The sequence below is a fragment of the Kitasatospora sp. NPDC093679 genome, from assembly GCF_040683455.1.
Lineage (GTDB): Bacteria > Actinomycetota > Actinomycetes > Streptomycetales > Streptomycetaceae > Kitasatospora > Kitasatospora arboriphila.
Map to the genome: position 1 here is coordinate 44,803 of NZ_JBFBDW010000037.1, position 21,283 is coordinate 66,085.

Annotated in this window: 12 protein-coding genes and 1 pseudogene; 3 read left to right on the forward strand and 10 right to left on the reverse strand. The window is 73.4% G+C overall.

The window, feature by feature from the left end:
- Positions 1-72: 72 nt before the first annotated feature.
- The 5 genes from AB0O09_RS26430 to AB0O09_RS26450 all read right to left on the reverse strand — a co-directional run bounded on the left by AB0O09_RS26430 (position 73) and on the right by AB0O09_RS26450 (position 9,464).
- Positions 73-5,013, reverse strand: a complete 4,941-nt coding sequence (locus AB0O09_RS26430) for an NAD-glutamate dehydrogenase (RefSeq protein WP_363545226.1) — start codon at positions 5,011-5,013, stop codon at positions 73-75.
- 316 nt (positions 5,014-5,329) lie between these two features.
- A complete protein-coding gene (locus AB0O09_RS26435; RefSeq protein ID WP_363545262.1) occupies positions 5,330-6,910 on the reverse strand; it encodes an aldehyde dehydrogenase family protein in 1,581 nt (526 codons plus the stop codon).
- 161 nt (positions 6,911-7,071) lie between these two features.
- On the reverse strand, positions 7,072-7,731 hold the full coding sequence (locus AB0O09_RS26440) for an HAD family hydrolase (RefSeq protein WP_363545229.1): 660 nt from the start codon (positions 7,729-7,731) through the stop codon (positions 7,072-7,074).
- Positions 7,732-7,761: 30 nt separating this feature from the next.
- Positions 7,762-8,271: a hypothetical protein gene (locus AB0O09_RS26445; protein ID WP_363545232.1), complete on the reverse strand. Its 510-nt coding sequence runs from the start codon at positions 8,269-8,271 to the stop codon at positions 7,762-7,764.
- Between the two features lie 131 nt (positions 8,272-8,402).
- Entirely contained in the window at positions 8,403-9,464 is a 1,062-nt protein-coding gene (locus AB0O09_RS26450; protein ID WP_363545235.1) for a patatin-like phospholipase family protein, read from the reverse strand.
- A gap of 314 nt (positions 9,465-9,778) precedes the next feature.
- Between AB0O09_RS26450 and AB0O09_RS26455 the strand changes: the two genes are divergently transcribed.
- Complete coding sequence (locus AB0O09_RS26455; protein WP_363545238.1) at positions 9,779-10,360, forward strand: Rv3235 family protein; 582 nt, start codon at positions 9,779-9,781, stop codon at positions 10,358-10,360.
- A gap of 78 nt (positions 10,361-10,438) precedes the next feature.
- Here the strand turns inward: AB0O09_RS26455 and secA are convergent, their stop codons facing one another.
- A complete protein-coding gene (gene secA, locus AB0O09_RS26460) occupies positions 10,439-13,192 on the reverse strand; it encodes a preprotein translocase subunit SecA (protein ID WP_363545241.1) in 2,754 nt (917 codons plus the stop codon).
- A 267-nt stretch (positions 13,193-13,459) separates the two neighbouring features.
- On the opposite strand from secA, the gene AB0O09_RS26465 reads away from it, so the two are divergent.
- Positions 13,460-14,605 (forward strand): crosslink repair DNA glycosylase YcaQ family protein, encoded by a 1,146-nt coding sequence (locus AB0O09_RS26465; RefSeq protein WP_363545242.1) that lies wholly within the window; start codon positions 13,460-13,462, stop codon positions 14,603-14,605.
- Between the two features lie 16 nt (positions 14,606-14,621).
- On the opposite strand, the pseudogene AB0O09_RS26470 reads toward AB0O09_RS26465, so the two are convergent.
- Positions 14,622-15,299 (reverse strand): annotated as a pseudogene (locus tag AB0O09_RS26470) (response regulator transcription factor); the annotation flags it as partial.
- Between the two features lie 235 nt (positions 15,300-15,534).
- The gene (gene raiA, locus AB0O09_RS26475; protein ID WP_344623395.1) at positions 15,535-16,221 is read right to left on the reverse strand and encodes a ribosome-associated translation inhibitor RaiA; all 687 of its coding nucleotides are present in this window, start codon (positions 16,219-16,221) and stop codon (positions 15,535-15,537) included.
- A gap of 429 nt (positions 16,222-16,650) precedes the next feature.
- Here raiA and AB0O09_RS26480 point away from each other — a divergent pair, with 429 nt between their 5' ends.
- On the forward strand, positions 16,651-17,385 hold the full coding sequence (locus AB0O09_RS26480) for a phosphoribosyltransferase family protein (RefSeq protein ID WP_363545244.1): 735 nt from the start codon (positions 16,651-16,653) through the stop codon (positions 17,383-17,385).
- Here the strand turns inward: AB0O09_RS26480 and AB0O09_RS26485 are convergent.
- Both AB0O09_RS26485 and mtrB read right to left on the reverse strand, forming a co-directional pair.
- A complete protein-coding gene (locus tag AB0O09_RS26485) occupies positions 17,373-19,214 on the reverse strand; it encodes an LpqB family beta-propeller domain-containing protein (RefSeq protein WP_363545247.1) in 1,842 nt (613 codons plus the stop codon). The genes AB0O09_RS26480 and AB0O09_RS26485 overlap by 13 nt on opposite strands.
- Positions 19,204-21,282 carry an MtrAB system histidine kinase MtrB gene (gene mtrB / locus AB0O09_RS26490; RefSeq protein ID WP_363545250.1) on the reverse strand — a complete coding sequence of 693 codons (2,079 nt, stop codon included), beginning with the start codon at positions 21,280-21,282 and terminating at the stop codon, positions 19,204-19,206. The genes AB0O09_RS26485 and mtrB overlap by 11 nt, the downstream gene beginning before the upstream one ends.
- Between the last annotated feature and the right edge of the window lies 1 nt (position 21,283).

Here is a 21,283-nt window from a genome sequence, read left to right on the forward strand (position 1 = left end):
CGGTCGGCCGCCGGAACGCCGCGGGGGCGGACCGTCCGAACCGGACGGTCCGCCCCCGCGGGAGCTGCCGGGTCAGCGGCCGGTGCGCAGCAGGGTGCGGATGACCCGCATCGCGACCGAGAGGCTGGACAGCTCGTAGTTGTCCGAACCCCTTATGTCGTCGAGCGTGGTCTTCGCGCGGCTGAGCAGGGTGCCGTTGAGGTCCGCCCAGGCCTTGTAGCGGTCCTCCGGCGAGGAGCCGGCGGGGCCGCAGGCCAGCACGTCCGCGGTGAGCGCGGAGTGCGCCGCGAAGAGGTCCTCGCGGATGGCGGCGCGGGCCATCGAGGACCAGCGGTCGGTCCGCGGGAGCTCGATGATGCGGTCCAGCAGGTGGGTGATCTGCAGGCGGTCGGCGAGGTCGTAGTAGAGCTCGGCGACCTCCATCACGTCGGAGTCGGAGCGGTCCGCGACGCCGACGATGTCGAGCGTCGGGAAGGCCGAGGAGAGTCCGGCGATCCGGTTGGCCAGTTCGTCCGGCACGCCGGCGGCGGCGAGCTCCTCGTAGACCGCCTCGAACCAGCCGAGGTCCTCGCCGCGGAGCGGCTTGGGCAGGCTCTCCCAGACCTGGTTGACCCGGTCGTGGAAGAACTCGATGGTGCCGGCGATGTCCAGCGGCTGGCGCCGGTTGTTGAGCATCCAGCGGGTGGCGCGCTCGACGAGCCGGCGGACGTGCAGGCGCATCTTGATCTGCACCCGGGCCGCGACCTTGTTGTCCAGGCCCTCGATCTGGTCCCAGAGCTGCTCCAGGCCGAAGACGGCGCGGGCGGCCGCGTGGGTGCGGGCGATCTCCTCCATCGTCGCGCCGGTCTCCTCGCGGAGCCGGAAGGCGAAGGTGCAGCCGCCGCGGTTGATCGTGTCGTTGACGATCAGGGTGGTGATGATCTCCCGGCGCAGCGGGTGGTTGTCGATCGCGTCGGCGAACCGGGCCCGCAGCGCGCTGGGGAAGTACAGGTGCAGCGCGTCGCGGAAGTACGGGTCGTCGGGCAGGTCGGTGGCGAGCAGCTCGTCGGCCAGCGTGATCTTGGTGTAGGCGAGCAGGACGGACAGCTCGGGCTGGGAGAGCCCGCGGCCGGCCTGCTGGCGCTCGCGGATCTGCTTCTCGACGGGCAGGAACTCCAGGGCCCGGTCGAGCTGCCCGTCGGCCTCCAGCCGGTTGATCATGCGGGCGTGCACGTTGACCATGCTGGCGGCCTGGGCGACGGCGTTGGCGAGCACCACGTTCTGCGCGTAGTTGTTGCGCAGCACCAGGCGGCCGACCTCGTCGGTCATCTCGGCGAGCAGCGCGTTGCGCTGCTTGACCGTCATGTCGCCGTCGGCGACGACCTGGTTGAGCAGGATCTTGATGTTCACCTCGTGGTCCGAGGTGTCGACGCCGGCCGAGTTGTCGATGGCGTCGGTGTTGATCCAGCCGCCGGTGCCCTCGGGGCCGCCGCTCGCGGCGAACTCGATGCGGCCGAGCTGGGTGCAGCCGAGGTTGCCGCCCTCGCCGATGACCCGGGCGCGGACCTGGTTGCCGTTGACCCGGATCGCGTCGTTGGCCTTGTCGCCGACCTCGGCGTTGGTCTCGGTGGAGGCCTTGACGTAGGTGCCGATGCCGCCGTTCCAGAACAGGTCGACGGGCGCCTGCAGGATCGCCTTCATCAGCTCGGCCGGCGTGATCTTGGCCGCCTGCACGCCGAGCCGCTCGCGGACCTGCGGGGAGAGCTGGATGGCCTTCGCGGTGCGCGGGAAGACGCCGCCGCCGGCGGAGATCAGCGACTTGTCGTAGTCGTCCCAGGAGCTGCGGGGCAGGTCGAACAGCCGGCGGCGCTCGGCGTAGGAGACCGCGGCGTCCGGGTTCGGGTCGAGGAAGATGTGCCGGTGGTCGAAGGCGGCGACCAGTCGGATGTGCTCGCTGAGCAGCATGCCGTTGCCGAAGACGTCGCCGGACATGTCGCCGATGCCGACGACGGAGAAGTCCTCGGTCTGGGTGTCGACGCCGATCTCGCGGAAGTTCCGCTTGACGGACTCCCAGGCGCCGCGGGCGGTGATGCCCATGCCCTTGTGGTCGTAGCCGGCCGAGCCGCCGGAGGCGAAGGCGTCGCCCAGCCAGAAGCCGTACGACTCGGCGACGCCGTTGGCGATGTCCGAGAAGGTCGCGGTGCCCTTGTCCGCGGCGACGACCAGGTAGGTGTCGTCCTCGTCGTGGCGGACGACGTCGACCGGGTGGACGACCTCGCCGCCCCTGAGGTTGTCGGTGATGTCGAGCAGCGCCGAGATGAAGGTCTTGTACGAGGCGATGCCCTCGGCCAGCCAGGCGTCGCGGTCCACCGACGGGTCCGGCAGCTGCTTGGCGACGAAGCCGCCCTTGGCGCCGACCGGCACGATGACGGTGTTCTTGACCATCTGGGCCTTGACCAGGCCGAGGATCTCGGTGCGGAAGTCCTCGCGGCGGTCGGACCAGCGCAGGCCGCCTCGGGCGACCTTGCCGAAGCGCAGGTGGACGCCCTCGACGCGCGGGGAGTACACCCAGATCTCGAAGGCCGGGCGGGGCGCCGGCAGGTCCGGGATCGCCTTCGGGTCGAACTTCATCGACACGTAGGAGTGCCAGTCGCCGTCGTCGGCGTGCTGGAAGAAGTTCGTCCGCAGGGTGGCCTTGATGAGGTGCAGGAAGGAGCGCAGGATGCGGTCCTCGTCGAGCGAGGCGACCTCGTCGAGCGCGCCGTCGAGCTCCTCCATGAGGCCCTCGGTGAGCTCGTCGGCGCCCAGCCGGTGGCTGGGGCTGAGCCGGGCCTCGAAGAGGTTCACCAACAGGCGGGTGGTGTGCGCGTTGTTGCGGAGCGCGTCCTCCATGTAGTCCTGGGAGAAGGTGCTCCCGGCCTGGCGGAGGTACTTGGCGTAGGCGCGCAGCATCATGGCCTGGCGCCACGTCAGGCCGGCGGTGAGGACGAGGCCGTTGAAGCCGTCGTTCTCTGCGCGTCCCGTCCAGGTGGCCGAGAAGGCCTCCTGGACGCGCTCGCGGGCCTCGTCGGTCAGCTCGGTGGCCTCGCGCAGCCGCAGGCCGAAGTCGTACACCCACGCGGTGGTGCCGTCGGAGCGGCGCAGCGCGTACGGGTGCTCGTCGAGGACCTCGACGCCCAGGCGCTGCAGCACGGGCAGGACCTCGGTGAGCGAGATCGGGCCGCCGACCCGGTAGATCTTGAAGCGGCGCTCGTCGTCGCCGGCGCCGACCGGCTGGTACAGGTTGAGCCGGAAGTCGCCCTCGCCGTGCAGCGCCTCGATCTGCTTGAGGTCGGCGACGGCGGTGCGCGCGGTGAAGTCGGCGCGGTACCCGTCGGGGAAGGCGTTGGCGTACTTGTGGGCGAGCTCGGCGGCGCGCTCCTCGCCCAGCTCGATGTGGAGCTGGTCGTTGAAGCCGTCCATCCAGAAGCGGGCGGCCTCGGCGAGCTTGGCCTCGATCCGCTCGACCTCGGCGTCGGTGAGCTGCGGCAGCTCGGCGCCGGGGGCGACCCGGACGACGAAGTGCAGGCGGGTGAGGACCGACTCGGTGGCGTACACCGTGTAGTCGATCGCGTCGCCGCTGAGCTCCTCCTTGAGGATCTCGGTCAGGCGCAGCCGGATGCGGGTGGTGTAGCGGTCGCGCGGCAGGTAGACCAGCGCGGAGAAGTAGCGCCCGTACTCGTCCTGGCGGAGGAACAGCCGCAGCCGGCGGCGCTCCTGCAGGTAGAGGACGTTGGTGGCGATGGCCTGGAGCTCCGCCGCCGGGGTCTGGAACATCTCGTCCCGGGGGAAGGTCTCCAGGATCTGCAGCAGGTCGCGGCCGTCGTGGCTGTCGCCGGAGAAGCCCGAGGTGGTGATGACCTCCTGGACCTTGCGGCGGACGACCGGGATGCGGGTGACCGACTCGGTGTACGCGGCGGAGGAGAACAGGCCGAGGAAGCGGCGCTCGCCGACGACCTCGCCGTTGGCGTCGAACCGCTTGACGCCGACGTAGTCGAGGTAGGCGGGGCGGTGCACGGTGGCACGGCTGTTGGCCTTGGTGAGCACGAGGAGCTTCTTCTCGTGCGCCTTGGCGCGGACGGGGGCGGAGAGCCGGCCGAAGGCCTCGCTGACCGGGTGGTGGTCGCTGTCGTGGCTCAGCGGGTCGGCGCGCAGGATGCCCAGGCCGGTGCCGGCGACGGCCTTGAGGACCTCTTCGCCCTCGTGCTCGACGAGGTCGTACTCGCGGTAGCCGAGGAAGGTGAAGTGGTCGTCGGCCAGCCAGCGCATGAGCTCCCAGGCCTCGCCGACCTCCTGCTCGGGCAGGTGGGCCGGGGGCTGCTCGGCGAGCTCGTCGGCGAGGCGCAGCGCGGAGTCGCGCATCTTGGACCAGTCCTCGACGACCTCGCGGACGTCGCCGAGGATGCGGCGCAGGTTGGTCTCGATGGAGCGGAGGTCGGCGCGGTCGGTCTCGCGGTCGATCTCGATGTGCATCCAGGACTCGACGACGGCGTCGGCGGGCCACTCGGTGCCGGCGGCCTGGCTGCGCGAGCAGGCGTCGATGTCGAGGATCTCCAGCAGCTTGCCGGTGATGTCGCGGCGGACGGCGAGCTGGGGGTGGACGACGAGGTGGATGCCGCGGTCGAGGCGGGTCAGCTCGTTGGTGACCGAGTCCACGAGGAAGGGCATGTCGTCGGTGACGACCTCGACCACGGTGTGGCCGCAGCTCCAGCCGTTCTCCTCGACGGTCGGGGTGTGCACCCGGACCTCCGCCGTCCCCTGCGGGCGCTTGAGGCCCAGCCGGTAGTGGGAGGCGGCCGCGCCGTAGACGTCGACCGGGTCGCGGTCGACCAGGTCCTCGGGCGCGGTGTGGAGGTAGTAGTGGTGCAGGTACGCGGCCAGAGCACCGTTGCTCAGACCCTCCCCTGGCGCCGCTCCCCCCACCTGGCTGTTCTCAGCGGCTGCTGCTGCCTTGGTGAGCAGTTCGGCCTTGGCTGCGTCCAGCTTGGTCTGCATGACTGTTTGGCTCCTGTCGCGCGCCGTTGCGTGACTCGGTGATGGCTGGGTGTGCACCGCCGGGTCTGTCCGCAATGCTCCCGCATCCCGGGGGCGAAAACCGCTCGTGCCACGCATGAGAAGCCCTGCACCTGGGTACGACAGCTCGTTTGGCCAGCGGGGGAAGGCCCGGCGACGCCAGTCAGCCTAACCTGATGAAACGAAGGTGTCAGGGGACACGGAGGAGCAATCCTGCAGGATGCCGACGCCCTACTGGACACCTTGTCCAAACCGGCGGGTCACTTCATGTCAGCCCCTGTCAGCTGTTTCCGTCCCGTCACCCCGGGTGCGTCCGGCTGTCACCGGCGGGCGCCCCGAAGGCCTCCTCGACCGCGCGGACCGACGTCCATCGGAGCAGGTCGGCGGCGGCGCCGACGCGGTCGCCGGTGCCGCCCGGCCCGCCGTTGACGCGGAGGCCGGCGGCGGCGAACCGCAGCCGGTCGACGGCCTGCGCGGTCGCGTACCGGTCCCGGGCGAGCACCGAGCCGGTCGGTGCCTGCGGGGCGTCGGTGCACACCCGGTGCAAGGCGGCTTCCCAGTCCGCGTCCTCGTACACCCGGACGGCCAGGACCGGGCCGGGGCAGTCCGTCCGGAAGACCTCGCCGCGGCCGTCGGCGCAGTCCAGCACGGTCGGGCGGACGAACCAGCCGATGGCGTCGTCGTACTGGCCGCCGGCCGCGAGCTCCGTGCCCGGGTCGCGTCCGGCCCGCTCGATCGCGGCGCGGGTCCGCTCGTAGGCCGGTCCGTCGATCAGCGCGCCCATGGCGGTGCCGAGGTCGGTGACGTCGCCGACGGCCAGCGCGTCGACCTCGGCGAGCAGGTCGGCGCGGATCCGCCGCCAGAGGGTGCGCGGCAGGTGGGCGCGGCCGAGCGCGGAGCGGCCCTGCCCCTGGTGGGCGAAGGCGCCGTGGACCAGCGCGGTGCGCAGCAGGTCCGGGTCGGCCGACGGGTGGGCGAGCAGGAAGCCCTTGCCGCCGGTCTCGCCGGTGATCCTCGGCCGGTTGCGGTAGCGGTCGAGGTGCGCGGCGATCTCCGTCCACAGGCCGTGGAAGGCCGCGGCGGTGCCGGTGAAGTGCAGTCCGGCGAGGGCGGGGCTGGCGAGGGCGACCTGCGAGGCCGCCCGGCCGTCGCCGGTGACCAGGTTGACCACGCCGGGCGGCAGTCCGGCCGCCTCCAGCAGCCGCATGAGGTGGTGGGCGGCGAAGGTCTGGGCGGGCGCGGGCTTCCAGACCACGGTGTTGCCCATCAGTGCGGGGGCGGTGGCCGCGTACCCGGCGGCGGCCGTGGAGTCGAACCTGGTGAGCACGTAGGCGAAGCCGTCCAGCGGCCGGTGGTCGGCGCGCCGCCACGTCCCGGGCGGCGAGGCGGGCTGTTCGGCGAGGATCCGCCGGGCGGTGTGCACCCCGGACCGCCAGAGGTCGGCGAGGGCGCAGACGGCGTCGAGTTCGGCCTGCAGGGCGGTCTTGGACTGGCCGAGCACGGTGGCCGCGGCGAGGGTCTCCCGCCAGGGGCCGGCCAGCAGGTCGGCGGCGCGCAGGAGGACGGCGGCCCGCTCGTCGAAGGGCAGGGCCCGCCAGTCCGGGGCCGCGGCGAGCGCGGCGTCCACGGCGAGCCGGGCGTCCTCGTGGGTGGCGCTGCCGAGCACGCCGAGCCGGGCGGCGCGGTGGTGCGGCTGGACGACGTCGATCCGCTCGCCGCCGCCGAACCGCTGCTCGCCGGCGATCGTCATCGGCAGCGGCACGGGTTCGGCAGCGAGCTCGTCCAGCCGGCGTTCCAGCCGCTCCCGCTCGGCGCTGCCGGGGGCGTGGCCGCGTACCGGCTCGCCGAGGGGGACGGGGACCCGGGTGACGGCGTCCAGGGGCATGCGGGGCTCCGCTCGTTCCGGTGACGGCTGCCCCACCAGGTTGACCGTCACCGCCCGGATCCGGGCCCGCCGACACGCCTGCCCCCGGCCGCACCCGCCGAGCCGGCCGACCGCGATCACCGACCCGGCCGACCCGGGCCGGCCGGGTCGACCGGTCAGCCGGTCAGTTCCTCGGCCACCGCGACGGCCTCGGCGAGGGAGTCCACCACCGGCACGCCGACGACCTCCAGCTTCTCCCGGGTGTGCGAGCCGCCGGTGTACAGCACGGCGTGGATCCCCGACTCCAGGGCGGCCTGCGCGTCGTCCACGGCGTCGCCGATCAGCACCGTACGGGCGGGCTCCAGGTCCGGGCCGAGCGCCGTGAGGTGGGCGGCCAGGAAGCCGGCCTTGCGGCCGCCGGAGGCGCCGGTGCGGCCGTCCACCCGCAGGAACCGGTCGGTCAGCCCGAAGGCGTCCACCACGGGCACCAGCCGCTCGTGCTCGTACATCGACAGCAGCGACTGGCTGCGGCCGGGCCGGGCCAGCCAGCCGTTCAGCAGGTCCGGGACGCCCGTGGTGAGGCCGCAGTCCGGGCTGAGCTCGCGGTAGCGGTCGTGGAACGCGTCGTCCAGCGCCTCCCACTCGGCCTGGCTGGGCACCCGGCCGAGCAGCCGCTGGTAGAAGCGCGGGATCGGGATCTCGTAGAGCTCGCGGTACTCCTGCAGGCTGAGCGGGTCCAGCCCGACGGTCGCGAAGGCGGCGTTGCTGGCGCCCAGCACGGCCTCCATGTCGTGGAAGAGCGTGCCGTTCCAGTCCCAGACGATGTGCGTGCGCATCCCAGGAACGCTACCTGCCGGCACCGACGGTCAGGCCAGCAGGCCCGGGATCTCCTGGGTGGCGAACCAGAGCAGCTCGTGGTCCTCGGCGCCGTCGACGGTGAACTGGGCGTCCTCGTCGCCCTTGTCGGCCGCCTCGACCGCGCCGGCCGCGGCCGCCACGTCGGCGACCACGTCCGCGTCGGCGACGTCCGCGTGGACCGCGGCGGCCTTGGCCAGCGGCACCGGACCGTGCAGCACCACCCGGCCGAGCGAGGCCTGGTCCTGGTACTCGTCGCCGGCGAACGCGCCGACCGCGGAGTCCGCGACCTCCACCGCGACGACGACCCGCCGGCGCGGCGCCGCCGGGTCGGCCGCCAGCAGCCGCACGGAGGCGTGCGCGGCACGGTTCAGCGCCGCGTACTCCAGCTCCTCGATGTCGTCGCTGACGTACCACTCGCGCAGCGCGGGGGTGACGGCGTAGGCCGCGACCTGCTCCAGGACGCCGCCGGGGTACGCGGCCGCCAGGCCGGTCAACGTGGTGGGCACGTACACGCGCATCGCTGGCACTCCGCTCCTGGGTGGTGTCCTGGGTCGTGCGGACCGTCGGGCCGCGACCGCCGCGCCCCCAAGGATACGGGCCCGGTGATCACCGCACGGCCCGGACGGCGGAGACCGTGCGCACCGGTGGGTCAGCGCGGCGCGCCGAGCGCCCCCAGGGTGGTGCGCAGCGCCGAGTCCAGCACCTCGGGCCGGCGGGCCGGGTCCATCATGTTGGGGCCCATCACGGCCAGGTCGGCCAGGGTCGGGGCGAGCAGCTGCACCCGGGTGCCGGAGGAGCGCAGCAGCCGCGCCTCGCGCATCATCTGCCGGGTGACGGTGCGTCGGTAGCGGCTGACCAGCTGGGCGAGCATGCCGCGCGGCCGGTCCCGGGCCCGCCACTCGCGCAGTGCGGCGACCGCGCCCCGGCCGGGCTCGGCACGCCCCTCCGGGTGCAGCCGCAGGGCCATCGGCGCGAGCACGTAGATCTCGTCCAGGCCGCGTCCGACCATCAGGTCCGCGTTGGTCGCCGACCAGCAGCCGCCGTCGACGTAGGGGCCGCCGGCCACCTCGACCGGCGCGAACCAGCCGGGGATCGCACAGGACGCCATCACCGCGTCGGCCATCGGTGCGGGCGGCGCCCCGGCGTCGCCGAAGACCACCCGGCGGCCGCTGCGGTAGTCCACCGCGACCACCCGCAGCGGGGAGCCGTCCGGCCAGCCGTCCCCGCCGGGCAGCGCGCGCACCAGCTCGCCGACCGGTGCCACCGAGCCGCGTCCGGGCGGGACGACGGCGGAGACCATGGTGAGGAAGGGGTACTCGCGCGGGTGCCGGACGGCGTCCCGGAGCAGGCCGGGCGAGCCGATGCCGGGTGCGGGCCGCGGCGGCAGCGCGCCGCCGGCCGCCGTGTCGTAGTCGAACGCGACGCCGGCCAGCGGGCCGGTGGTGATCGGCAGCCCGTGCTGGTGGTCGCGGAGCTCTCCCGGCTGGACGCCGGCCGCGAGCAGGGCGCCGAGGATGGCCCCGGCCGAGGTCCCGAGGACGACGTCCGCCGAGCCGGGCCGCCAGCCGGTGGCCTCCTCGACCGCGCACAGCGCCCCGACCGTCCAGGCGGCGCCGAGCATGCCGCCGCCGCCGAGCACCAGCCCGCGCCGGGGTCCGCCCGCCCGCTGCGCCGCGGCCGGTCCGCCGCCGGTGGTCACCTCGGTCGCCATGCCGCCTCCCTGGGATCGTCCGCCTGCCGATCCTCCGCCCTACCGGCCGGTAGGTCCGGCCGCCCGGCCGCCGTGCACCGAGGTTTTCACCTGCCCCGTCCGTACTCCTTCGTGCACCTCCGGGCCTTCCCGCACGTCAACCGGCCGCACGCCGGACCGCTCCGACCGGCCCGGCAGCACGGGCCGCCTCACCCGGATAGGTGACATCGCGGCGGTCCCCCGGCCGCCGGCGGCGGGTCCTTCAGCGGCGCCGCGGGCGGTCGATAGCAACAGCAGCAGACCCCGCCGGAACCAGACCGACAGGAGGCCGGCCGATGGCCGAGCACCGCGCCACCGCCCCCGTCCACGCCGCACGGCACGCCGCGGACCCTGCGGCGCCGCCGCTGGTCCGGCCGCTGGTGCACGGGTCGGGACGGGTGCAGCCGCGCCGGCCCGTCCGCCACCCGCATCCGGGCCGGCACGCGGCCGCCGGGCACACCGGCACCCCGGACGCCGCCGCCCCGCGCCCGGGTGCCGGGGAACCGCGCCCGCCGCGCCGTCCGCGGTCGCAGTGCGCCCCCTCCCGCGGTGCCGGGCAGGGCGATCTGGCGGTCCGCTTCGCGCACCGGCTGGTCGAAGTGCTGACCGGGGTCCGCCCGGTGGGCCAGCTGCAGCGGCACACCACGCTGCAGGGCTACCAGCAGCTCGCCGTGCTCGTCCGGACGGGACCGCTGCGCCCGCGCGGGCGCGCCCCGCAGCCCCGGCTGGGCCGGGTGCATGACTCGGCGCCCGCGCCGGACGCCCTGGAGGTCTGCGTCCGGGTGGAGTTCGGGCCGCGCCACCACGTGGTGGCCTTCCGGCTGGAGCGGCACCGGCGGACCGAGCAGTGGCAGTGCGCGGCGGTGGAGGCCCGCTGAGCGCGGCCGGCCCGGGGACGCCGCAGGGCGCCGCCCCCGGCTCGGGGTGCGGCGCCCTGCGGGCGGTCTCGCTGCGGGTCAGCCCTTGCGGCGCCGGCCGCGGCCGGCGGCCTTGGCGGCCCGGCGGCGCTCGGCGCGGGTCATCCCGTCGCCCTCGTCGGCGCCGGCGTCGTCGAAGTCGCCCTCGATGACGGTCTCGTCGCCGTCGACGGTCGGCGCGGTGTAGTGCAGCCGCTGGCGGGCCGGGGCCTCCAGGCCCTTGGCCTTGATCTCCGGGCGGGCGTCGGTCTTCTCCAGGACGACGGCGTCCTCGGCGACCGGGACCTCCTCGACCTGCTGCTCGACCTGGACCTCCAGGTTGAACAGGTAGCCGACGGACTCCTCCTTGATGCCCTCCATCATGGCGGAGAACATGTCGTAGCCCTCGCGCTGGTACTCGACCAGCGGGTCGCGCTGGGCGTAGGCGCGCAGCGCGATGCCCTCCTGGAGGTAGTCCATCTCGTAGAGGTGCTCGCGCCAGCGGCGGTCCAGCACGGACAGCACCACGCGGCGCTCCAGCTCGCGCATGATCTGCTCGCCGAGCTGGTCCTCGCGGCGGCCGTAGGCGCCCTGGATGTCCTCCTGGATCGCCTGGGTGAGGAACTCGGGGGTCAGCCCGGCGGTGCCGCCGGCCTCCTCCTCCAGCTCCTCCAGGTCGAGGCCGACCGGGTACAGCTGCTTGAGGGCTGTCCAGAGCTTCTCGAGGTCCCAGTCGTCCTCGAAGCCCTCGCCGGTGGCGGCGGTGACGTACGCCTCCACGGTGTCGTCCATGAAGTGGCCGACCTGCTCCTGCAGGTCCTCGCCCTCCAGGACGCGGCGGCGCTCGCCGTAGATGACCTCGCGCTGGCGGTTGAGGACCTCGTCGTACTTGAGGACGTTCTTGCGGATCTCGAAGTTCTGCTGCTCGACCTGGGTCTGCGCGGAGGCGATGGCGCGGGTGACCATCTTCGACTCGATCGGCACGTCCTCGGGCACATTCGCCATCGACAGGACGCGCTCGACCATGCCGGCCTTGAACAGGCGCATCAGGTCGTCGCCGAGCGACAGGTAGAAGCGGGACTCGCCCGGGTCGCCCTGGCGGCCGGAGCGGCCGCGCAGCTGGTTGTCGATCCGGCGGGACTCGTGGCGCTCGGTGCCCAGCACGTACAGGCCGCCGAGTTCCTGGACCTCCTCCTGCTCGGCCTTGACGGCCTCCTTGGCCTTGTCCAGGGCGCTCGGGAAGGCGGCCTCGTACTCCTCCGGGGTGTCCTCCGGGGTGATGCCGCGCTGGGCGAGCTCGGCGGCGGCGAGGTGCTCGGCGTTGCCGCCGAGCATGATGTCGGTGCCGCGGCCGGCCATGTTGGTGGCGACGGTGACGGCACCCTTGCGGCCGGCCTGCGCGACGATCTGCGCCTCGCGCTCGTGGTGCTTGGCGTTCAGCACCTCGTGCGGGATGCCGCGCTTGCGCAGCTCCTGGGAGAGGTACTCGGACTTCTCGACCGAGACGGTGCCGACCAGGACGGGCTGGCCCTTCTCGTGCTTCTCGGCGATGTCCTCGACCACCGCGGCGAACTTCGCCGGCTCCGACTTGTAGATCAGGTCGGGCTGGTCGATGCGGCGCGGCGTCTTGTTGGTGGGGATCGGCACCACGCCGAGCTTGTAGATCTGGTGGAACTCGGCGGCCTCGGTGGTGCCGGTACCGGTCATGCCGGAGAGCTTGTCGTAGAGGCGGAAGAAGTTCTGCAGGGTGATGGTGGCCAGCGTCTGGTTCTCGTTCTGGACCTCCACCCCCTCCTTGGCCTCGATCGCCTGGTGCATGCCCTCGTTGTAGCGGCGGCCGGCCAGGATGCGGCCGGTGTGCTCGTCGACGATCATGACCTCGCCGTTGATGACGACGTAGTCCTTGTCGACCTTGTAGAGCTCCTTGGCCTTGATGGCGTTGTTGAGGAAGCCGACCAGCGGGGTGTTCACCGACTCGTAGAGGTTGTCGATGCCGAGGTAGTCCTCGACCCGGCCGACGCCCTCCTCCAGGATGCCGACGGTGCGCTTCTTCTCGTCGACCTCGTAGTCGCGCTCGCGCTTGAGGCGCTGCACCAGCTTGGCGAAGTCGTTGTACCACTTGGTGGCCTGGTCGGCCGGGCCGGAGATGATCAGCGGGGTGCGGGCCTCGTCGATCAGGATCGAGTCGACCTCGTCGACGATCGCGAAGTTGTGGCCGCGCTGGACGAGCTCGTCCTGCGCCCAGGCCATGTTGTCGCGGAGGTAGTCGAAGCCGAACTCGTTGTTGGTGCCGTACGTGATGTCCATCCCGTACTGGCGCTTGCGCTCGGCCGGCGACATGTTCGCCAGGATCACGCCGACCTCGAGGCCGAGGAAGCGGTGCACCCGGCCCATCCACTCCGAGTCGCGCTCGGCGAGGTAGTCGTTGACGGTGATCAGGTGGACGCCCTTGCCGGTGAGCGCGTTGAGGTACGCGGGCAGGGTGCCGACGAGGGTCTTGCCCTCGCCGGTGCGCATCTCGGCGACGTAGCCGAAGTGCAGCGCGGCGCCGCCCATGATCTGCACGTCGTAGTGGCGCTGGCCGAGCACGCGCTTGGCCGCCTCGCGGACGGTCGCGAAGGCCTCGGGCATGATGTCGTCCAGGCTCTCGCCCTCGGCGATGCGGGCCTTGTACTCGTCGGTCAGCGCGCGCAGCTCGTCGTCGGTGAGGTTGACGAAGTCCTCTTCGATCGAGTTGACCTGGGCGGCAATCCGCTGCAGCTTGCGAAGGATCTTGCCTTCGCCTGCGCGCAGGATCTTGTCGAAGACGGACACGTGAGCGGGCTCCTTGCCTGGATCGGCTCTGGACGACAGTCGGCGAGACCTACCCCACCGTACGGGTCATCGTATGCGAGGAGGACAAGCCGCCGGGAGGTCCGTCAGCACGGTATTCCTGTGTCACCCGCAGGGGCAAAGCGCTGTGAAGCACCGGGCCCGGGGCAAATCGGTCACCGCGCCTCCTCACCACGACAACCTCCGGCGGGCCCGGCGGGTTCCCGGCGCCCCGTCCGGTTGTCGGTGGCAGGGCCTACGCTGCCCGGCATGACCGTTGTGCTCTCCGCCGACCAGGCCCGCCGGATCGCCCTTCGCGCCCAGGGGCTGCTGGGCGCCCCGGACCGCCGCGCCGGGGTGCGCGGGGTGCTGCGGCACCTGGGCGCCGTCCAGCTGGACACCATCTCGGTGCTGGCCAGGTCGCACGAGCTGGTCCCCTACGCCCGGCTCGGCGCGGTGGGGCGCCCGGCGGTGGAGGGCGCCTACTGGGGCTCGGAGACGACCTTCGAGTACTGGTCCCACGCGGCCTGCATCCTGCCGATGGAGGAGTGGCCGCTGTTCGCCTTCCGCCGCCGCGCCTACCGGGCGCGCGGCAACCTCTGGGGCCACCCGGTCTCCCCGGAGACGTACCGGTCGGTGCTGGACCGGCTGCGCGCCGAGGGGCCGCTGACCTCGACGGGTCTGGGCGGCGCGAAGCGCACCGCGGAGTGGTGGGACTGGTCCGACACCAAGATCGCGGTGGAGCGGGCGCTCGCCTTCGGCGACGTGGTGTGCACCGAGCGGCGCGGCTGGAAGCGGGTCTACGAGGCGGCCGAGCGGGCCGTCCCGGCGGAGCTGTTCGAGACGGACCTCTCCGACGAGGAGTGCCTGCGGCGGCTGGTCGCGCAGGCGGGCGCCGCGCTCGGGGTGGCCACCCGGGCGGACCTGATGGACCACCACCGCCTCAAGGGCGCCCAGGTCGACGCGGTGCTGGAGGCGTCCGGGCTGGTGCCGGTGCAGGTCGAGGGCTGGCCGGCGGCGGCCTGGGCCGATCCGGCGGCGCTGGCCTCCGAGCCGCGCGGGCGGCACCGCACCACACTGCTGTCGCCGTTCGACTCGCTGATCTGGGACCGCGCCCGCACCGAGCGGATCTTCGGCATGTCGCACCGACTGGAGGCGTACACGCCCAGGCACAAGCGGGTGCACGGCTACTTCGCGATGCCGCTGCTCGCCGGCGGCCGGCTGGTCGGCCGGGTGGACCCGGCGCGCGAGGGCCGCACCCTGGTGGCCCGTCAGGTCTCCCTGACGGGGCCCGCGTACGTGGCGCCGCTCGCCGAGGCGCTGCGCGAGGCGGCGTCCTGGGTGGGCTGCGACAGCGTCCGGGTGGAGCTGCTGGCGGACGAGCGGATGCGCCCGGCCCTGGAGGCGCTGCTGTGAGGCCGGCGGCCGGCGGTCAGCCTATTTCGAGGATCTTCTCGCGCATCGCGTAGACCACGGCCTCCATCCGGGAGTGCAGCTGCAGCTTCTCCAGGATGTTGCGGACGTGGTTCTTCACGGTGTTCTCGCTGATGAAGAGCTCCTTGGCGATCTCCCGGTTGTTCATCCCGGTCGCCACCAGCTTGAGCACCTCCAGCTCCCGGTCGGTGAGCCGCGGGGCGGGCACCAACTCCCGGTCGTCGGAACGGCGTTGGATCATCGACTTGAACTCGGTGAGCAGCTTGGCCGCCATCGAGGGGCTGATCTGCGACTGGCCGTCGGCGACCGCGCGGATCGCGGTGGCCACCTCGTCGGTGGAGATCTCCTTGAGCAGGTAGCCGGTGGCGCCCGCCTTGATCGCCTCGTAGAGGTCGGCCTCCTCGTCGCTGATCGTCAGCATGATGATCTTGGCGCTGGGCACCACGTCCTTGATCGCGGTGCAGGCCTCGATACCGCTGCGGCGGGGCATCCGGACGTCCATCAGGATGATGTCCGGCAGCAGGTCGGCGGCCTTGAGCACGGCCTCCGCGCCGTCCCCCGCCTCGCCGATGACCCGGATGTCCTCCTCCTCGGCCAGCACGATCTCCAGGCCGCGGCGGAACAGCGCGTGGTCGTCGACCACCAGCACCCGGATCGGTTCGGCGCGGTGCCCTCCGTAGCCCGGCGGGTCGTCGGCCCCGCCGTCCGCGCCCGGACCGTGTGCACCACGGCCGATGGGCTCGCCCATCCGCTCCTCCCCCCGGTCGCCGGTCGATGTCGGCTCCATCATTCCATGACCGCAGGGGCGTTGATCACCCTCCGACACCGGACCGCCCAGCTGGGTGACCCCGGCGGCGCGGGCCGCCGGGGTCACCGGTCGATCGATCTGTCGTACGGCCGACGGGACGGGATCAGTCCTCGTCGAGCGCGTTGATCGCGCCGCCGGCGCCACCGCCGATCGCCGTCGCGTCCTCCTTCAGGTGGATGACGCCGTAGTGGTAGCCGTGCCGGCGGTACACCACGCTCGGCAGGCCGCTGTCCTTCTCCACGAACAGGAAGAAGTCGTGGCCGACGAGTTCCATCTCGTACAGCGCCTGGTCCAGCGACATCGGTGCTGCAGGGTGCGTCTTCTCGCGGACGACGAGCGGTCCGTCGCCCTCCACCTCCAGCGATCCCATCATGGTCTTGCGGGCCGACCCGTTGACCGGGCCCTCGGTCTGCTCCGTCGCGGGCAGGTTGGCCAGCGCGGCCGTCGCGGCGGCGACGCTGACGGGGGTGCGGCCGTTGCCGCCCTTGTGCACCCGGCGACGGTCCGCGGACTTGCGCAGCTGCGCGTCGAGCTTCGCCGAAGCCAGGTCGAGCGCCGCGTACGGGTCGCTCGCGGCGGCCTCGGCCCGGATCACCGGCCCCCGGGTACGGAGAGTGATCTCCACCCGCTCGGACCGGTCCGCCTGACGCGGGTTGTGCTCCTTGGACACCTCGACGTCGAGGCTGATCACCTTGCCGTCGAACTTCTGGACCTTCTCCAGCTTCTCGGCCACGTGCTCGCGGAACCTCTTGGGCACCTCGGTCTTGCGGCCCTTGACGACGATGTCCACGCAGAACTCCGATCCCTTGTGCTGTTGCCGATCCGGAACGCACCCGGATCGGGCTGAGACCCAGCCGGACCAGCCGGTCCACCACCAGCCCCCCACCTCCGCCGGGAGCGGCGAACCCGACCGGCCCTCACCTCACTTCCTCCCCACCAGGAGCGCTTGAAACCCCCTGTGTGCCTTATGGAACACCTCGCTCGGGGTTTCCGCCTCCCCAGTCGAACACCGTGGCGACACCGGGCTGGCCGTACAGCTGTCGCCCTCTGTTTACCTTCCATGGAGTGAAACAGGGGTTAACGGCTGGACAACACGCACCGGGCCGCCCACCGTATGGCCCAGTACCCGACCCGGCAAGAGTCCGTACGGCACTGCGCACCGGGCCGGATGTCCCGTTCGTGCACGTCGTCCGTGCCCCGCGCGCCCCGGGAGGCGCCCGTGACACCGCCGTTCGCCGCAGGCCTCCTCGGCACCGGTCTGCTCGACCTGTTGCTGCCCGCCCGGTGCGCGGGCTGCGGCGGCGCCGGGGGTCAGCTCTGTCCGGCCTGCCGGGCGGAGCTGACCTGTGCCGGCGCCGGGCCGGTGGAGCGCCGGCCGGCCCCGGAGGGCCTGCCGCCGCTGTACGCCGCCGCCCCGTACGCCGGGCCGGTGCGGCATCTGCTGATCGCCCACAAGGAGCGCGGCGCACTGCGGCTCGCCCGGCCGCTCGGAGCGGCGCTCGCCGCCGCCGTGCGCTCCGCGGTCGAGGCGGGCGCCCCGGGTGCGCCCGGCGCACTCCTGCTGGTGCCGGTGCCCTCCGCGCGCCGCGCGGTCCGTGCCCGCGGGCACGACCCGATGCTGCGGCTCGCCCGCGCGGCCGCCCGCGAGCTGAGCCGGTCGGGCAGGCCGGCCCTGGCCGCGGCGGCGCTGCGGCACGTCCGGCCGGTGGCGGACCAGGCGGGGCTGTCCGCGGCCGAGCGCCACCGCAACCTGCACGGGGCACTGGCGGTGCCGCCGCGCCGGGCCGCGCTGCTGTCCGGCCGGCGGCTGGTGCTGGTCGACGACCTGGTGACCACCGGGGCGAGCCTGGCCGAGGCCGCACGGGCGCTGCGGGCGGCGGGCTGCCCGCCGTGCGCCGCGGCCGCGGTGGCGGCGACGCCCCGCCGGCTGCACGGGCGGGGTCAGCCCGGGTAGCCGAACGAGGCGGCCGGGTGCCCCTGCAGCGCGATCTCGCGCCACTGGTTGCCCTGCAGCCGGAAGATCCGGTGGTCGCTGGAGTACGCGATGACGGACGGCACGCTCTCGCCGGCCCGGCTCTCCGAGGCGGACACGGTGGTCATCGACTCGCCGCCCTGCAGCGGGGAGTCGGCGGCCTGCGAGCCGTCGGTGCCCACGTAGTTCAGCAGCTGCAGCTTGCCCTGCTCCTTGCCGAGCACCAGCAGCTGGTCGGTGTCCGCCCAGGACACCGAGGCGACGTCGGTCAGCAGCGGCGCGACCGGCCGCAGCCCGGTGACCCGCACCCGTGGAGAGCCGGCCGTGCCCTCGTGCACCACCAGGCCGATCTGCAGCGAGCGCCGGCCGGCGCCGTCCTTCAGCACCAGGGCGATCCGGGTGCCGTCGGAGGAGATCCGCGCGTCCTGGACGGTGCGGTCGGCGAGGCCGTCGACCTGGGCGGCGACGGACTTGCGTCCGCGCACCATGTACAGCTGCGGCGCGGCCGGGTCGCGGTCGACCACCCAGAGGTTCTGCCGGCCGTCCCAGCTGGGCGAGGCCAGGCCCTGGCCGGGCTGGGTTCCACGGCTGCTGACCACCGCGCCGCCGAGCTGGTCGCCGTCGCCGAAGCCGGTGACGAACAGCGAGCGGCCGTCGGCGCCGATCGCGGCGGCGCCGGAGCCGTCGCGGCGGACGGCGACCTCGCCGATCCTCGGCTGGCCCTGCTGCGCGGCCTGGCCGAGCGGCCCGGCGACCGGCCGGCCCGGCCCGTCGCCCTGGAGCAGCAGCACCTGCCCGGTGTCGAGCTGGTAGTACGGCGAGGCCCCGGCGGAGCCGGCCAGGCGGCCGGGGGCGGAGTCGGCGGCCTCGGCGGCCGTCACCGAGCAGCCGCCCTTGCCGCCGGACAGGTCGACCCGGTCCAGCTGGGCCTTGCCCTGCTGGTCGGCGAGGGTGTGGAAGAGCTGGGTGGCCATCTGCTTGCAGGTGCTCTGCCGGCCGCCGAAGTCGGCGACGTCGACCCGCACCGCGGCGGCCCGGTTGTCGTTGACGGACACCGCGCCCTCGATGTGCACGCCCTCGAAGGCCGAGTAGACGGCCGGGGCGAGCCACTGCGAGGGGCCGGCCGCGAGCGCCTTGGCGGCGGCGGTCAGCGGGTCGGTGCGGCGGCGCAGGTAGATCGGGTCCGGCACCATCACGGGCGGCGTGGCACCGTCCGCCGAGGGGTCGGAGGAGACGTAGAAGTAGCGGTGGACGGCCCGGTAGGAGTTGCGGAAGTTCGTCTGGTCGACGATCAGGCCGTCCGGCAGCCGGTCGATCCGCCACTCGCCCTTGTCCGGGCCCTCGGTCTCCTTCACGAAGGTGAACTGCTGCCGGTACGCCTCGTCGGTGACCACCCGGTAGGAGTGGTCCTCGTCGAGTTCGGCGACCTTGCTGCCGCTCACGGTGATGGTGGTGGTCTCCGCGGCGGCCACCGTCTGGTCGCGGTGCGGGGTGGCGGCGAGCACGGCGACGCCGGCCTGCGGGTTCCAGCGCTTGCCGGCCGAGGCGGTCAGGTACTTGAGCGCCGTCTCGTAGTCCTTGGCCTCGTCGGCGCCGGACGCGGCCAGGAAGCCGGCCAGCAGGTCGCGCGGGTCCTCGCCCTTGTGCGGCGGCACCGGGAAGACCCGGACCTGGAGGTTCTCCGCGCCGGAGCCCTGCGGGATCTCGACCCGCTCGGGCGGGCCGTCCGACGGCATCGCGGCACAGCCCGCGGCGAGCAGCACGGCGAGGGCGGCGCAGACGGCCCGGGCTGAGCGCAGGTCAGCCCTCACGCTGGTCGTCGTCCTTCGCACGCTGCGGCCTCCGGGTGTCGGCGTTGTCCGGGCCTTCCTGGGGCGGGAGCGCCGGACGTCCGGGCCCGCGGTCGACGACGACCTGGGCCCCGGTGGCACCGTATCCCGCGGCCACGGTGCGGACGTCCGAGGGGTCGGCGACGGGGGCGGCCTGCGGCCGGCCCAGCCCGGGGCCGAGCGAGAGCACGCCGCCGAGGCCGCTGCCGAAGCCGGCCTGGCCGCCCTCGGGGGTCTCCGGGCCGTCCTGGTCGGCGGCGTCGGTCGCGGTGACCGCGGTCGCGCCGCCCGGGCGGACGGCCCGCCGGTATGGCGCGCCGGGCGAGGCGAGGCCGCGGTTGTGCCGGGAGTCCTCGGGCTCCAGCCGGAACGGCGCCCGGCTGATGTCGCCGCCGCGGGTGCGCGGCAGGGTGAGGCGGAAGTGCGAGCCGCCGCCCGGTTCGCCCCAGGCCTGCAGCCAGCCGCCGTGCAGGTGGGCGTCCTCGACGGCGATGGACAGGCCGAGGCCGGTGCCGCCGGTGGTGCGCACCCGGGACGGGTCGGCGCGCCAGAACCGGTGGAACACCCGGGAGGCCTCGCCGGGCTTGAGGCCGATGCCGTAGTCGCGGACGCCGACGGCGACCGCGCCCTCGCCGGTGCCGAGCCGGACGACGACGTCGCGGCCCTCGCCGTGCTCCAGCGCGTTGACCACCAGGTTGCGCAGGATGCGCTCGATCCGGCGGGAGTCGACCTCGGCGACGACGGGCTTCTCGGCGCCGCGGACGATCACCGCGCTGCCCTTGGCCTGGGCGAGCGGGTCGGCCGCCTCGACCACCCGGGTCACGATCTCGCGCAGGTCGACCGGCTCGGCGTCCAGGATCGCGGCACCGGCGTCGAAGCGGCTGATCTCCAGGAGGTCGGCGAGCAGCGACTCGAAGCGGTCCAGCTGGTCCTGCAGCAGTTCGGCGGAGCGGGCGGCCATCGGGTCGAGGTCGTCGCGGCTGTCGTAGATGAGGTCGGCGGCCATCCGCACGGTGGTGAGCGGGGTGCGCAGCTCGTGCGAGACGTCGGAGACGAAGCGGCGCTGGACCCGGGAGAGCTCCTCCAGCTGCCGGATCTGCGCCTGCAGGGCGTTGGCCATCCGGTTGAAGGACTCGCCGAGGCGGGCGATGTCGTCCGTGCCGGTGACCTTCATCCGCTCCTCCAGGTGGCCCGCGGCGAGCCTGGCGGAGATCCCAGCGGCCATCCGGACGGGCGTCACGACCTGGCGGACGACCAGCCAGGCGATGCCGCCGAGCAGGATGACCACGAAGACGCCGGCGGTCGCCAGGGTGCCGGTGACCAGGCCGAGGGTCTTGGTCTCCTGGCCGAAGGAGAAGACGTAGTAGAGCTGGTACGGGGTGCCGTCGGGGCCGGTGAACTGCTTGCCGATGACGAGCCCGGGCTCGTTGTACGAGGGGCTGCCGTCGTCGGTGGAGCGCTGGATCTCGGTGGTCTGCTGGTGCGGGGTGCCGGACTCCGCGGCGACCTCGTCGCGCAGGTCCTGGCTGATCGAGTCCGGGACGATGTTGCCGGAGTACCAGGCGCCGCGCAGGGCGGCGCTGGGGGCGCTCTCCTGCTGGCCGGTGGAGGGCACCAGGGCGATCACCGAGTAGACGCCGGTGCCGCCGCTGGCGAGGTCGGAGACCTGCTTGATCAGCCAGGTGCCGACCTCGTCCCGCGAGGGGTCGCTGCCGGTGCTGCCGGCCTTGGCCTGCAGGTTGATGGCCTCGTTGATCTTGTCCTGCTCGATCTGGAAGCCGCCGAGCGCCTGGCCCTGCGCCGCGTGCTTCTTGGTGTCCAGCAGGCCGGTGCGCACCTGGGCGACCACGACCACGCCGAGCACCAGCACGACGACGACGGAGAGCAGCAGCGTGGCGGCGACCACGCGCAGCTGGATGGAGCGGCGGTACAGCGCCGTCAGGCGCCGCACCGGCCGTCGGAACTGACGGATCACCTGGGCGAAGAAGGCGGCCGGGCCGCGGCGGCGCCGCCGGCCCTCCGTGGTCGAGCTCAGCACGCTTCCGCGCACA

Excerpts from the sequence above, each read along its gene's own strand:
- AB0O09_RS26430 (WP_363545226.1), bottom strand. The coding sequence starts at position 5,013 with ATGCAGACCAAGCTGGACGCAGCCAAGGCCGAACTGCTCACCAAGGCA.
- AB0O09_RS26440 (WP_363545229.1), bottom strand. The coding sequence starts at position 7,731 with ATGCGCACGCACATCGTCTGGGACTGGAACGGCACGCTCTTCCACGAC.
- AB0O09_RS26445 (WP_363545232.1), bottom strand. The coding sequence starts at position 8,271 with ATGCGCGTGTACGTGCCCACCACGTTGACCGGCCTGGCGGCCGCGTAC.
- AB0O09_RS26450 (WP_363545235.1), bottom strand. The coding sequence starts at position 9,464 with ATGGCGACCGAGGTGACCACCGGCGGCGGACCGGCCGCGGCGCAGCGG.
- AB0O09_RS26455 (WP_363545238.1), top strand. The coding sequence starts at position 9,779 with ATGGCCGAGCACCGCGCCACCGCCCCCGTCCACGCCGCACGGCACGCC.
- AB0O09_RS26465 (WP_363545242.1), top strand. The coding sequence starts at position 13,460 with ATGACCGTTGTGCTCTCCGCCGACCAGGCCCGCCGGATCGCCCTTCGC.